Source organism: Caulobacter sp. S45, assembly GCF_903642205.1.
Lineage (GTDB): Bacteria > Pseudomonadota > Alphaproteobacteria > Caulobacterales > Caulobacteraceae > CAHJWH01.
Window position 1 is genome coordinate 1 of sequence record NZ_CAHJWH010000079.1, and the last position, 13,891, is coordinate 13,891.

General features: G+C 66.9%; 9 protein-coding genes. 6 read left to right on the top strand and 3 right to left on the bottom strand.

Annotated features, from left to right (window positions below; translation table 11 throughout):
- On the bottom strand, nucleotides 1-2,087 hold a 2,087-nt coding region (locus HUV06_RS09345), incomplete at its 3' end, for a hypothetical protein (RefSeq protein WP_217433749.1).
- 783 nt (nucleotides 2,088-2,870) lie between these two features.
- Here HUV06_RS09345 and HUV06_RS09350 point away from each other — a divergent pair.
- Together HUV06_RS09350 and HUV06_RS09355 are read left to right on the top strand one after the other, a co-directional pair.
- Nucleotides 2,871-4,793 carry a hypothetical protein gene (locus HUV06_RS09350; protein ID WP_174301000.1) on the top strand — a complete coding sequence of 641 codons (1,923 nt, stop codon included), beginning with the start codon at nucleotides 2,871-2,873 and terminating at the stop codon, nucleotides 4,791-4,793.
- A 91-nt stretch (nucleotides 4,794-4,884) separates the two neighbouring features.
- Nucleotides 4,885-6,774, top strand: a complete 1,890-nt coding sequence (locus tag HUV06_RS09355; protein WP_174301001.1) for an HAD-IIIC family phosphatase — start codon at nucleotides 4,885-4,887, stop codon at nucleotides 6,772-6,774.
- A 124-nt stretch (nucleotides 6,775-6,898) separates the two neighbouring features.
- On the opposite strand, the gene HUV06_RS09360 is transcribed toward HUV06_RS09355, so the two are convergent.
- Entirely contained in the window at nucleotides 6,899-7,378 is a 480-nt protein-coding gene (locus HUV06_RS09360) for a DcrB-related protein (protein ID WP_174301002.1), read from the bottom strand.
- A gap of 185 nt (nucleotides 7,379-7,563) precedes the next feature.
- On the opposite strand from HUV06_RS09360, the gene HUV06_RS09365 reads away from it, so the two are divergent.
- Entirely contained in the window at nucleotides 7,564-8,376 is an 813-nt protein-coding gene (locus tag HUV06_RS09365; protein WP_174301003.1) for a LysM peptidoglycan-binding domain-containing protein, read from the top strand.
- 145 nt (nucleotides 8,377-8,521) lie between these two features.
- Here the strand turns inward: HUV06_RS09365 and HUV06_RS09370 are convergent, their stop codons facing one another.
- Entirely contained in the window at nucleotides 8,522-10,420 is a 1,899-nt protein-coding gene (locus HUV06_RS09370) for a protein kinase (RefSeq protein WP_174301004.1), read from the bottom strand.
- A gap of 189 nt (nucleotides 10,421-10,609) precedes the next feature.
- Between HUV06_RS09370 and tssA the strand changes: the two genes are divergently transcribed.
- The 3 genes from tssA (at nucleotide 10,610) to tssC (ending at nucleotide 13,890) form a co-directional block, all read left to right on the top strand.
- Nucleotides 10,610-11,737: a type VI secretion system protein TssA gene (gene tssA / locus HUV06_RS09375; protein WP_174301005.1), complete on the top strand. Its 1,128-nt coding sequence runs from the start codon at nucleotides 10,610-10,612 to the stop codon at nucleotides 11,735-11,737.
- An 87-nt stretch (nucleotides 11,738-11,824) separates the two neighbouring features.
- Nucleotides 11,825-12,385, top strand: a complete 561-nt coding sequence (tssB, locus tag HUV06_RS09380; RefSeq protein WP_254601013.1) for a type VI secretion system contractile sheath small subunit — start codon at nucleotides 11,825-11,827, stop codon at nucleotides 12,383-12,385.
- A gap of 5 nt (nucleotides 12,386-12,390) precedes the next feature.
- Nucleotides 12,391-13,890, top strand: a complete 1,500-nt coding sequence (gene tssC / locus HUV06_RS09385) for a type VI secretion system contractile sheath large subunit (RefSeq protein ID WP_174301006.1) — start codon at nucleotides 12,391-12,393, stop codon at nucleotides 13,888-13,890.
- The last annotated feature ends 1 nt before the right edge of the window (nucleotide 13,891 follow it).

Genomic DNA, 13,891 nt, shown 5'->3' on the forward strand with positions numbered 1-13,891 from the left:
ACCGTATCGGCGTAGTCGACGCCGCCGGACTGTATGACCACCTTGCCGCTGACCTGGCCGACGCTGATGTAGCCGGCATTGGTCGTCGTTCCGAGCAGGGCGCCCCCGTTCGCATTGTTGAGGACGCCACCCGCCAGGACCACGGTCCCCGTGGCCGTGCCGCCGTCAAGCTCCAGTGAACCGCCGGCGCTCAACGTGATCTCGACGGCGGATCCGCCGGCCGAGACGTAGATGCCTTGGCTGTAGGAGTCCGGGTTGTTCAGCGTCTCCACCGTCGCCTTGCTGACGAGGCCGCCAGCGGAGACGAACAGGCCTGCGTCTCCACTCAGCGTCACGCCGGTGACCGTGCCGGCATCGGTGTTGCCGGTCCCGCTCATCACGCCCAGACCGGAAAGCGAGGCCCCAGCCTGCACGGTGGCGTTGCTCGTGATGGCGCCTTCGGAGACGATCTCCGTTCCGCCTGTGAGGACAGTGTCTCCAAAATCTTCGCTGCCGGACTCTATGATGAGCGACCCGCTGATCTGCGCTCCAGAGACGACCCCGCCGTTCGACGTGATGCCGTAAAGAACGCCGCCGAGTCCGTTCAGGTAGCCTCCGGACAGTACGATCGTTCCGCTCGCCTGGCCGCCGTCGAGCTCCAACGAGCCGCCGGAGCTGAGGGTGATGTCGACAGCTGCGCCCCCGGAGGAGACGTAGATGCCTTGGCTGTAGGAGTCCGGGTTGTTCAGCGTCTCCACTGTGACGCTGCTGACGAGGCCGCCAGCGGAGACGAACAGGCCGGCGGCTCCGCTCAGCGTCACGCCGGTGACCGTGCCGGCATCGGTGTTGCCGGTCCCGCTTAGGAAGCCCGGACCGGAGATGAGGCCGCCCGCCGACACGGTGGCGTTGCTGGTCACCGCCCCCGCCAGCACCTGCTCGACGCCCTTGGAGAAGACCGTATCGGCGTAGTCGACGCCGCCGGACTGTATGACCACCTTGCCGCTGACCTGGCCGACGCTGATGTAGCCGGCGTTGGTCGTCGTTCCGAGCAGGGCGCCCCCGTTCGCATTGTTGAGGACGCCACCCGCCAGGACTACGGTCCCCGTGGCCGTGCCGCCGTCAAGCTCCAGCGATCCGCCGGCGCTCAACGTGATCTCGACGGCGGATCCGCCCGCCGAGACGTAGATGCCTTGGCTGTAGGAGTCTGGGTTGTTCAGCGTCTCCACTGTGACGCTGCTGACGACGCCGCCAGCGGAGACGAACAGGCCGGCGACCCCGCTCAGCGTCACGCCGGTGACCGTGCCGGCATCGGTGTTGCCAGTCCCGCTCAGGAAGCCCGGGCCGGAGATGAGGCCGCCCGCCGACACGGTGGCGTTGCTGGTCACCGCCCCCGCCAGCACCTGCTCGACGCCCTTGGAGAAGACCGTATCGGCGTAGTCGACGCCGCCGGACTGTATGACCACCTTGCCGCTGACCTGGCCGACGCTGATGTAGCCGGCATTGGTCGTCGTTCCGAGCAGGGCGCCCCCGTTCGCATTGTTGAGGACGCCACCCGCCAGGACCACGGTCCCCGTGGCCGTGCCGCCGTCAAGCTCCAGCGATCCGCCGGCGCTGATGGTGTTGGAGATCGCCGACCCGCCTGAGGAGACGTAGATGCCCTGGCTGTAGGAGTCCTGGTTGTTGAGCGTCTCCACCGTCGCCTTGCTGACGACGCCGCCGGAGGAGACGAAAAGGCCTGCGCCTCCACTCAGCACGATCCCTGTAACGGTCCCGTAGTCGGTATTGTTCGTGTTGGAGAGCACTCCGCCGCCGCTCAGCAGGCCGCCCGCAGAGATCGTCAGATTCGATCCAACGGCGCCGGACGACAGCAGCAGAACGCCGCCACTGTTGATGATGTCGCCGCTGGTGAAGCCGTTGGCGGAGATCGTCTCAAGGGCGCTGGTGTTGATGGTGTCTGCGTATGAGGAGCCGCCGGCGAGCACGTATTCCTTCGCGCCTGCATCAATGACGGACGCGGAGTCGCTGCCGCCCGACTGCACCATCAGGGTGTCGCCAGCGTTCAGGATGTAGCCGGTTGTTATGCCGGACGTGATCACATAGGCGGTCATTATCAGCTTTCGTCAGCGGGTGAGGCGCCAGCCAAACATCCTGAGAGGCTATCGGCGGAATGAATGTCTGAGTATTCTTCTGTGTCGTCTTGCTGGTAAATCAAACCGGTCCCCGGCGGTCCGACAATCTGTCTGGGCGCGTGGATCTGAATTTTGGGTACGACTGCAGCTCCAACCTCACGGTTGTCTCGCGCATTTCCTGGACGTGCACATCATCCAAACGGACTAGGCGCGAATGTCAAAGTGCTGGTCGGCGGCGATGGAGGCTGGCGGCCGCCGGCTTCACTTCCAGAGGTCGATGTAGCGGCGGCGCCCGATCACAGGCGTGCGGCGAACGCGAATCGCCGAGAGACTTGGCTGCCAAAGCTGGTCCTGGCCAGGAGGCGGCGCCTCCGGCCAGGACATGAACGAACACCAGCGGCGCAGCCTCCATCCTCTGGAAGACGGAGATCCGTGAAGAAGTCAGCCTCCAGAAGAGCCTCAGCGCCTAGCCGGACTTTGCGGAGAATGCAGGGAACCTGTCCCTCAGGCGCCGGGGCTCTGCACAGCCGACGCGACAGCCTTTGGCGACGTGGAAACCTGCGCGGTTCCATCCAGGCGGGGCTGGCGCTGACCAACGACGCGATCCGCACACCAAATCCATATGCACAGACGGCTGGTCAGGCTTCCATCCCGATAGAAGACGGGCTAGCTCCGGCTGGCGGCTAAGCGGCCTGTGTGTGCGGATCTGTGTCCGCGGCCCGGCCTGCGGTCCCGCCCTATCCTGAAGAGCCGGACTTGGAAATGTCAGACGCATTTGATCAGCTCGTCAGCGCCTGGGAAGATCTGCAGACCGCCCATGGTCCGGGCTGGTATTGGATACTGACCCACCAATTTGGCGACATGTACCACGGCTGCGTGCTGGCGAAGGCGTTTCGCGAAAGGCACGGCGGCGATCTGCCGCTCATACTCGTGCTTCGCAGCGAGATACAGCGCCCGGTGGCCGAGCTGTTCGCTGATCGATTTGACCGGGTGGTCGTCGAGCCGCGCTTGGCTACGGGCCACGACCACTGGCGGGAGTTCCGCAGGCTTCGCGACGCGCCGCTGCTCGGACCGGACATGCCCATCGTGCTCCACCCAGGCGCGAGCCCGAACGCGTTCTGGATGGATTTCCTGGTCTTCCAAAACCATCTGACCTGGATGGCGCTCTACGAGCAGGTGCTGCAGCTCCCGGGGGACGTCGAGCCCACAGCCCCGTCCCGTAACCCCGAGCACGTGCGAGAGGCCGCAGCCCTTTGCAAGGCGCAAGGGATCGAGCCCAGGCGCGCGGCGATCCTTTTCCCTTATTCGCGAAGCCTTCAGGTCAACTCCGTCGCGCACATGACGCTGCTGGCCGAGCGTCTGAAGAGGCAGGGACTGGATGTGCTGACGAGCGTGGCCGGACCCGAGAAGCCCATTGCGGGCACGCGTCCCATCTTCATCCCCTTCCAACTGCTGGTTGACGTGGCCGAGTTCGCCGGCCGCACGATCTCGGTCCGCAGCGGCATAGACGACATCCTGTCCAGCGCTCGGGCGCTGAAGACCAGCATCTACCCCAATATGGACATGGTGCGCCTGTGGGACCTCGGCGCCATGGGCCTTGGCCGCGACACCCGGCAGGTCGTGTTCAACTTCGCTTCGCAGGAGCCTGAGAGTTTCCCCGATGCGGTGCTGAACGGCCCGTTCCTGGATGGGCGGCTCCCGCTGCGCACCCTTTCTGACGAGGTCTGCGCTGCATCCGGATGGATAGTCGAGACGGCGCGCTTCCCTGATTGGCAGTGGGAGCCCTTGCAGATGAAGGCTGATGTCGGGTCGGCTTCGCGCGCACTGCAGCTCAAGCCGGCTGGGTTACGGGGATGGCGGCGGTTTGCAGCCGCGCGGGCCCGCGGTCCGGGAGCTTCGGCCGTCCCCATCGCGCGGGTCGTGGACATCCCGCCGCGTGACCATCCACGTTGGGCGGAGTTTATCGGCGAAGCCCTGACCGCTTGGGTGTCGGCGCTTCCCGGCGATAGCGGCCTGCGCTTCTACGCCTGCCGCGACGTCGACCATCTTGATTTCCTTGAGGAGGTGGATCGTCGCGGGCTGAAGATGGGCCTTTATCGTGCAGCGCGCACTTTCCACACGGTGTTGGCTGTGCGCGGGCCTGCGTTGGAGAGCTCGCTCCCGTCTGGTCTCGCCTCCCGGGTGCTCCGGCTTGAGCGCGTGGCGCTTCCGTATCGGGCCGAAATGGCCGACTTGATTCGGTCCAGCCCGCGCATTGAGCAGACCAGCACTGGCGGCCCTTTGTCGTTGAAAGGGCTTCAGCTCCTGGACGGCTGGTATGAACCCGAGTCCTTCGGCATCTGGACGCGCGGCCTGCGCTCTTTGCTGAAGCTCGCGCTCATACAGCCCGCGCAAGGCGGTCTTCGCGTCACGGTGCGTTGCGGGGTCGTGGTCGGCGACACCAATCCGGAAGTGAGCGTGCGCGTAGTGGTCAATGGCGCACCGGTCACCACGCAGGTGTTCAAGCTTGGTGATGGGCCTAAACACTTGATCGTGGACATCCCTGAGGCTCTTTCTCTCGGCCGTGACGTATTCTGGATCCGCTTTGAGTTCCCGCGCCTGCTCAGCCCCGCTCAGCAGGGTCACAACGACGACGTCCGCCTTCTCGGCCTGGGGATGATCTCCATGCAGATCGAGCCCATCTGAGTGGCCGCATTTGGATCGCTGGTGCGATCGCGGCCGAGCCGTTAAATGGCGGCGTGTGCAGCCGCTCCTGGCGTATGTGAAGGAAGACCTAGTGGCGGACGAGGTTCATTCGGGCGACGGCATACGCGCGGACAGGACGACGCATCGGGGCCCAAGATTCCGTACGCCCGTTGAACTCACCCGCACGCCGATCTCGATACGGGCCATGGTCATCGGCTCCTGCACCTCGGAAGCCGCCGCCTGGCACATGACCCGCGATTTCGGCTGGGAGGCGGACCATGTGCTGTTCAACTCCGTCGCCGAACTGCCGGCCAAGTCGGATGAGGAGCTAGCCGCCTACAGCTTCCAGTACGTACAGCTTGCCTTGCGCGCCGCTACGCCTGAGCAGTGGTTTCTCAATACCAACATGGACGACCCGTCTGTCGCGAACGAGTATTTCGAGCAGACTAGTGAGCGGCTCCGGCTGATGCTCGATTCGGCCCTCGCATACAATCGTCAGACCGGAATGCTGACGTTCGTGGCTAATTATCCCATGCCTCAGCAAAACCTCCTTGGCAGGTTCATGCCTCGATATGAAATGTCCAATCCTGTCTACTTTGTAGAAGAACTCAACAGACGATTGGTAAAGTACATAGCCGAATATCAAAACGTGCATCTTGTCGATTACGATGCTGTAGTCGCGACGCAGGGTCGCATGTATATCCAGGATGACTCTCTCAATGCTTCCAACCATTCTGGGCTGATCGGTGGCTTTGACTATGAGCACGACCGCGACCGTATTGAACCTCCGGGCTTCACGCACGAGTATTATGACATCCGGTCCGCCGAGGCTGTTCAAGCCCTGATCTACGAGATCGAGGCCATGTTTCGGACCCTGCGTGGGATCGACGGGATCAAGCTGGTGATCATCGACCTGGACGACACCTTGTGGCGCGGTGTCGCCGCCGAGGGGGGGACAGGCACCCAGGAAGGCTGGCCGTTGGGCTTTACCGAGGCCCTGGTGTTCTTGAAGCGCCGCGGGATCGTCCTGGCGATCGTCAGCAAGAACGACGAAGCCACCATCCGCGAGCAGTGGGGCTTGTTGACTTGGGGTCTCCTGCCGTTCGAGAGCTTTGCGGTGCATCGGATCAACTGGCGCCCGAAGTCCGAGAACGTCGCTGAGGTGATCGCCGCAGTGAACGTGCTGCCCGAGAGTGTCGTTTTCATCGACGATAACCCGGTGGAGCGGGCCGCCGTCGCCGCCGCCTTCCCACAGGTGCGTGTACTTGGCGCTGATCCCTATTACCTTCGCCGGGTGCTGCTGTGGTCCGCGCAGCTCCAGACGCCCACCCTCACGACCGAGTCCGGACGGCGCACGGAGATGATCCGGGCTCAGGCTGAGCGGCAGGACGAGGCCGGCCGCATGTCGCGCGAGTCGTTCCTGGCTTCGCTCGACCTCAAGGTCCAGCCGATACGCATCAGTTCGGAGACCGACCTCCGGGCGCCCCGCGCGTTCGAACTGCTCAGCAAGACCAACCAGTTCAACACCACCGGGCGCCGCTGGACCGAGGCGGAGTGGGCTCGCCATTTCGCCGCGCAAGGCCTGGTCTACGCCTTCGAGGTGCAGGACCGCTTCTCACAATACGGGCTTACCTGCGTGGCGGTGATGGAGGGCGCGACCATCCTGCAGTTCGTGATGAGCTGTCGCGTGATCGGGCTGGAGGTGGAGCGCCGAGCGCTCGAGATCATCTGCGACGACCTTGCCCAGGGGGGATCGGCCATGGTGAGCGCCCTAGCCGAGGACACGGCGAAGAACCTGCTCTCGCGCGACCTCTACGCCAAGGCAGGTTTCCAGCGGGAGGACGGCGCCTGGGTCAAGCGGTTGGCTCCCGCAGCCGCAATGGAGGTGCAAGAGGGCGGGACAGAGCCCGAACCGCGTGAGCGGGCAGGGCTCGCACAGCGGACCCTGCAGCGCATACGGCGGCGACTGGACGCGCGTTAGGTCACGCCCCTGAGCGACGGCCATGCTCCAACCTGCCCCTCCTCTGGGCTCCGCCGACGCCGCGGCTGCAGCGATATTCCGAGCTCGAGCTACGAGCCGGCCCCCTCCAAGAGGCCGCCATCCCTCAGGCTGCCGGGGGGGCGCCATCCGGCTTCGATCGAGGGACGAAGCTGCTGATCGCCGACAACAAGGCCTCGTAGGCGGCGGCGGCCATTGGAGCCGGGTGCGTGGCGGTGAAGATCAGCAGGTTACGCCCCTCCGCCAGACGGCAGGCTGTGATCTGGTCCATCAGCCCTTCGCTGGAGCGCCACCGCGTCAACACGGCGTCCGCCACGACGTCCGGCCATCTCACCGGAACCCTGCCGATCTGGACGAAGTCCGGCAAGGTGGTGTGCAGCCTTGCAAGCTCAGCTGATACGTAGTCGGTGACCTCCATGCCGAGCGGAAGGACTTCACGTGTGATGACCAGGCTTGCGGTCGCCTGGCCTTCCGCGGCCAGGCGCAAGACGTGCAGTGTCTCGTCCCGCCAGGTCGCAGGCACGTCGAGGGCGAGGTCGCCCTCGTTCAACCGGTAAGTCGCCGTCGACTCCGTCTCGTCAGGCATGGGGCGGACTTCCTTTCCTCTGCAGTACCGCCCGAGCGGTGCGTTGGACAAGCGGCCCTCGGGCATGGCCGCGACGCGTGGGCCGGCCTGAACGACAGACGGCGCAGGCCGGTCGGGCGGCTTGATCCAGGCCCTTCACGCAAGCTCCAAAACAGCGTTATATTGGTCGCGTTGCGGGGGTATTCATGAGTTTGTCGACCGGGCGGCGTGCGTGCGCCTATGTTGGATTGAGCGCCTTGCTGGTCGCGGGATGCGCCCACATTCCCGGCCGCAAGGCCCCACCGGACAAGCCGGCGGCCCTGACGCCTGCCAACACCACCCCACCTGAGCGGCAGCACTACATCATGGAGCTGCTGGGGGCCGGCAAGCGCGACCAGGCGCGGGTGGAGGCCCAGAAGCTGGTCGAGGAACAGCCGACCAACACCGAGGCCACCACCCTGCTGAACGAGATCGACGCCGATCCCCAGGTGCTGCTGGGGGGGCAGAACACGCCCTACACGGTCCAGCCGGGCGAGACGCTGGTTACCCTGGCCGACCGCTTCCTGGGGGATTCCAACCTCTTCTACGCTCTGGCGCGCTACAACAACATCGACACGCCCAACGATGTCGCTCCCGGCCAGACCATACTCATCCCGAGCGCCTCCCATGGAGCGCGCGCGGACCATGCCGACCGTGACGACCATCCCGAGCATGGGGACCGGCCCGTGCACGCCGAACACAGGGAACCGGCCCCACCGGTGCTCAGGCGGCGCGAGGAGCCGCCGCCCGAGCCGAAGAAGGCTTCGAGCGCCCCGGCGGAGGCTCAGCCGGCCACGCCCGCCCACGATCCGGCTCGCGCCAACGCGCTGCGCAGCCAGGCCCTCGTGGAGATGAACAAGGGCGCCATCGACCGGGCGGTGTCGCTGCTGCGCGAGGCCTCGCACCTGGATCCCGATAGCGGCCCGATCAACGCCGATCTCGCCCGCGCCCTGCGCATCCAGGGCGCCACGCACAGGTAGGACCTTGGTCGCGCGGCGGTCTCCTTCGGCCTCATCCTGAACATGTCGAGAGCCGTGAGGCCGCGCACCGCCGTGGTCCGGCTCGTCCTTCGACAGGCTCAGGATCAGGCGACATCAACCCCCGAGCCCTGCAGCAGCCCCGCCCTCAGGGGTAATCCTCGTCGCGCGGGCTGATGACGGTGCGGTCGCCGTCTTCTGACGGAGCGGGGACGGGCGGCGGCGGCCTCGCCGCTAGCGGGGGATCGAAGGGCGAGGTCCGGCGGGCCGGCTCGGCGGGCCTGACGCTCGGGCGGGGCGGCAGGGCGAAGTCCACCGGCGCCGGCTCCTCGTCCCGCCAGGGATCGGCCGCGCGATCGGGTGGCGCTGCCGGGCGGGGCGCCGAGAGAACGGAGCCCTCGCCCGCCTCTTCCAGCGCATAGCCTTCCGCCGCCGCCAGGCGCTCCTCCAGGTTGCTGGTCATCAGGTTGTAGGCGTCGAACAGCTCGCCGAACTCGTCCTTGCGGTGATGGGAGATGTGGAAGTTCAGATCGCCCTTGGCCGCGTCGGTGAGCGCCGCCTTCAGCCGCCGGATCGGCGCCGCCAGCGAGCGCGCCACCACGTAGCTCGCGGCTCCCACACTCCCCAGCGTCACCACGCCGAGCAACAGCATGAGCAGGCGCGACAGATCCGCCGCCGATCGTAGCTCCGCCCGGTCGAGCACCACGTCCACAACCCCGAAGGGGCGCGCCGCATAGGTGATAGCCCGCACGAAGCGGAAGCCCTTGCCGTCGGAGGTGATGGTCACCGTGTCCTGGCCTGCGCGCTCGATTAGCCGCTCGCGCTCCGCCGGCTGGTAGGGACGGCCGACCTGGCCCGTGGACTTGGACCCGCGCACGATCCCGTCGGCGTCGACCACGGTGAGCTGGCGGATGTTCGGATTACTGGCGGCGGCCTGGACGAAGGCCTGGGTGGGCAGCCAGTCGCGCTGCTCGGGGGGCAGGGTCGCGTTGTCCACCGCTCGGAGCGCCGCGTTGTTGGCCACGAACGCCGCCACGGCCGAGCCTGAGCTGAGGGCCACGTGCTGCATGGCCGCGTCCTGGCGGTTCAGCACGGTGGCGATGCTGGCCAGCAGAACCGCGGCGGTGATGGAGACCACCATCAGGGTGGTCCGGAGCTGCAGGGGGAGATAGCGGCGCCGGGTCTCGGCCTCAGCCTGCACTGCGGCGTAGGCGGCCTGCTCCCGGCGCAGCGCCTCGGCGAGTTGGGCGCCGTCGCGGAAGCGCCGCTCGGGCCGCTTGGCCAGCAGCTTGTTGATGATGAACTGCAGGCCCCTGGGCGCATCCGACGCCGCCTCGGAGAGGGCAGGGGGGTCCTGCTGGGTGATCTGGATGGCCAGCGAGGCGGGGCTGACGCCGGAGAAGGCCTTCTGGCCGGTGATCAGCTCGTACAGGACTACGCCGACGGAGAAGAGGTCGGAGCGCCCGTCGAGATCGCGGCCCAGCGCCTGTTCGGGGCTCATGTAGCGGGGGCTGCCCAGCACCTGGCCGATCTGGGTCCTCAGGCCCTCCCCGTCGTCGAAGGCGGTGTCGCCCTCGGCCATGCGGGCGATGCCGAAGTCGAGGATCTTCAGGGTGCGCCCGTCGCCGAGCAGCATGATGTTGGAGGGCTTGATGTCGCGGTGCACCACGCCCAGCCCATGGGCGTAGCGCAGGCCGTCGGCCAGCTGCAGGCCGATGGCGGTGACCTCCTCGGGCGGCAGCTTGCCGCGCTCGCGCACCACCTCGTTCAGCGGGCGGCCGTCGATCAGCTCCATGGCGATGTAGGGATAGCCGTCCACCTGGCCGACATCGTAGATCGTGACGATGCTGGGATGGTTCAGCGCGCCGGCGGCCTTGGCCTCGCGCAGGAAGCGCGACGCGTACTCGCGGTTCTGCCGGAACTCGGGCTTCAGCACCTTGATGGCCAGGGTGCGGTGGATGCCCGGATCGAACGCCTTGTAGACGTCGGCCATGGCGCCTTCGCCGATCAGCGCCTCGACGCGATACCGGCCCACCCGATCGAGCAAAACCCCGCCTCCCCACGCCAACTCGCATCCGAGTAGCAGAGGCGGGAAGCGCGGGCCAGTGATCCGCTCCGTCCCCCCGCTGCGTAGGGGAGGGAAGACGGTCGCCGCCGGAAGCGATCATCCGGAACGCGAGGCGCATTGACCGGGAGCTGCATCTCGCCAATCCTCGGCTGAAGGGGAGCATACCGCTTGGACGAACATGCTTTCGATCTCGAGCCGCTGTTGGCGCCGCAGGCCGGCGACGTAGCGGAGGCCGACCTGCGTTCCGGCGGCGGCGGGGGCGTTTTCTTCCGGCTGAAGGACCTGCGCTCGGAAGCTCGGGCAGCGGAGCGCGACGCCGTCTCCGCTCCGGACAGCGAAACCCCGGTGATCCAGGCCGGCCTGCGCCAATGGACGGAGCTGGCCGAACTGGCCGAGGGCGCCCTGCAGGCCCACGCCAAGGACCTGGAGATCGCCTGCTGGCTCTGCGAGGCCTGGGTCCGGCTGGAGGGGTTCGCCGGCCTGAACCGCGGGCTGGAGCTCGTGCTGAAGCTGGTGGAGCTCTACTGGGACGCCGGCCTGCAACCGGTGGAGGACGAAGACGGCCCCGTCGCGCGCGCCGCGCCGGTCGGCGCCCTGTTGGGGTTTGAGGGTATCGCCGCCCTGCTGCAGCCCATCCGTCTGCTGCCGCTGTCGGACCACGCCCCTGAGGTGGCGCTGTGGACCGTGGAGACTGCCTTCGCCCCCCTGCAGGGCGGTGAGGATGCGGTGGCGCGCGAGCGCATGCAGGCGCGCCGCACCGAGCAGGTGGAACAGGTGCGCCAGGCCGTCCTGCGCGCCTCCGACGCCTTCCTGCGCAGCGTGCACGGCCAGGCCGGGGCGGCGGCGGACCGGGTGGAGGCGCTCTCGGCCATGCTCGATGCACGCACCGGCATGGGGCGGTTCGGCTCCCAGCTCATCCAGCCGCTGCGGTCCATCGTCACCCTGATTGAAGACCAGGCGGGAGGCCGCCTTGCCGATGCCGAGCCCGTCGGTGACGACCAAGCCGGCGGCGCGGACGGGATGGAGGGCGCCGCGCCTTCATCCGGCGTGGCCCGGGGCCGGGTCGCCAGCCGGGCGGAGGCCTACGACGCCATCCTGCGCATCGCCGACTTCTTCGCCGAGACCGAGCCGCAGTCGCTGGTGGCTCGCAGCCTGCGCGAGGTGGTGCGGCGCGGCCGCCTGCCGCTGGAAGACCTGCTCGGCGAACTGATCCCCGACGCCGCCGAGCGGACGCTGTTCCTGCAGCGCGCCGGCGTGAAGGACGAAACGGCTGCCGACAACCAGAACAATTATTGACCAGCAGTGCGCGCGCGAGACGTTTACGGCTAAGATTCTTCACAGCGTGGCTGTAGGCTTGCAGCGGTAGGCTATCTTCGGGCGTTCATGCGCCAGACCGGCACGCCCGGGGGGCACGTCAGCGAGGGCGAGTTGATGAAGAGTGTGCACGACAAGCTGAAGCGGGTGCGCAAGCCTCGCGTCCACATCACCTACGACGTGGAGACCGAAGGCGCCCAGGAGGTGAAGGAGCTGCCCTTCGTCGTCGGCGTGATGGGCGATTTCTCCGGCGACCCCACCGAGGCGCTGAAGCCGCTCAAGGAGCGCAAGTTCATCCAGATCGACCGCGACAACTTCGACCAGGTGTTGCGCCGCATGTCGCCAGGCCTGAACATGCGGGTCGAGAACACGCTGAAGGGCGACGGCAGCGAGATGGCCGTGCAGCTGAAGTTCGAATCCATGGAGGACTTCGAGCCCGGCCGTGTGGTCGAGCAGGTGGAGCCGCTCCGCAAGCTCATGCAGACCAGGAACAAGCTGCGCGACCTGCTCACCAAGGCCGACAATTCCGAGAAGCTGGAAAGCCTGCTGGAACAGGTGCTGCAGAATCCTGGCCAGCTCGACGAGCTGAGCCGCGAACTGGACGCCTCCAGCGGCCCTGAGAAGGAGTAAGCGCCATGGCCAGATCGCCCGCCAGCCAGACCTCAGGCGCCAAGACCACCACCGTCGAGACCGGCGGCGCCAGCCTGCTCGACCAGGCCATCAGCGTCACCCGCGCGACCGAACCGTCGGAGGTGCAGGAACTCCTGCGCGCTCTGACCGAGGAGGCCACCCGCGGCACGGTCAGCTTCTCGCGCAACTTCACCATCACCATCAAGAAGGCCATCGAGGCCATCGACCAGCAGCTGTCGGCCCAGCTCGCCGCCGTCATGCACAACGAGAAGTTCAAGGCGCTGGAAGGCAGCTGGCGCGGGCTGAACTACCTGGTGATGAACGCCGAGACCGGCCGCGACCTTAAGGTGCGGGTGCTGAACGCCAGCAAGAAGGAGCTGGCCCGCGACCTCTCCAAGGCCGTGGAATTCGACCAGAGCACCCTGTTCAAGAAGATCTACGAGGGCGAGTTCGGCACCCCGGGCGGCGAACCCTACGGCGCGCTGATCGGCGACTACTATTTCGGCGCTGGCCAGGAGGACATGGAGCTGTTGCGCGACGTCTCCGGCGTCGCCGCCGGCGCCTTCGCCCCGTTCGTGGCGGCCGCGGCGCCCACCATGTTCGGCTTCGAGAGCTTCGAGGAGCTGTCCAAGCCGCGGGACCTCTCCGACCGGTTCCAGAGCGCCGAGTACACCAAGTGGCGCAGCTTCCGCGACACCGAGGACAGCCGCTTCGTAACCCTGACCATGCCGCGGGTGCTGGCGCGCCAGCCCTACGGCGCAGGCTCGCGGGCGGTGGACGACTTCAACTACGAGGAGTCGGCCAAGGACGCGGCCGGCAACAACAGCCCGCTCGCCCACGACGACTACTGCTGGATGAACGCGGCTTACGCGCTAGGCTCGCGCATGACCGAGGCCTTCGCCGACAGCGGGTGGTGCACCGCCATCCGCGGGGCCGAGGGCGGCGGCAAGGTCACAGACCTGCCGACCCACCTGTTCATGTCCGACGATGGCGACATGGCCGAGCAGTGCCCTACCGAGATCGCCATCACGTCCCGGCGGGAAAAGGAGCTGTCGGACCTCGGTTTCCTGCCGCTCTGCCACTACAAAAACACCGACTATGCGGTCTTCTTCGGCGCCCAGACCACGCAGAAGCCCAAGAAGTACGACCGGCCGGAGGCGACGGAGAACGCCGCCATCTCCGCCCGCCTGCCCTACATCATGGCCACCTCGCGCTTCGCCCACTACCTGAAGGTGATGGCGCGCGACAAGATCGGCTCCTTCATGGAGGTCGAGGACTGCGCCAACTGGCTGAACCGCTGGATCATGAACTACGTGAACGCGGCCGAAGGCGGCGGGCAGGAGATCCGGGCCAAGTACCCCCTGCGTGACGCGCGCATCGAGGTGACGCCGGTGGTCGGCTCGCCCGGCAGCTACAACGCAGTGGCCTATCTGCGGCCCTGGCTGCAGATGGAGGAGCTGACCGCCTCGCTGCGCCTCGTCGCCCGCATACCTCAGAAGGCGTGAC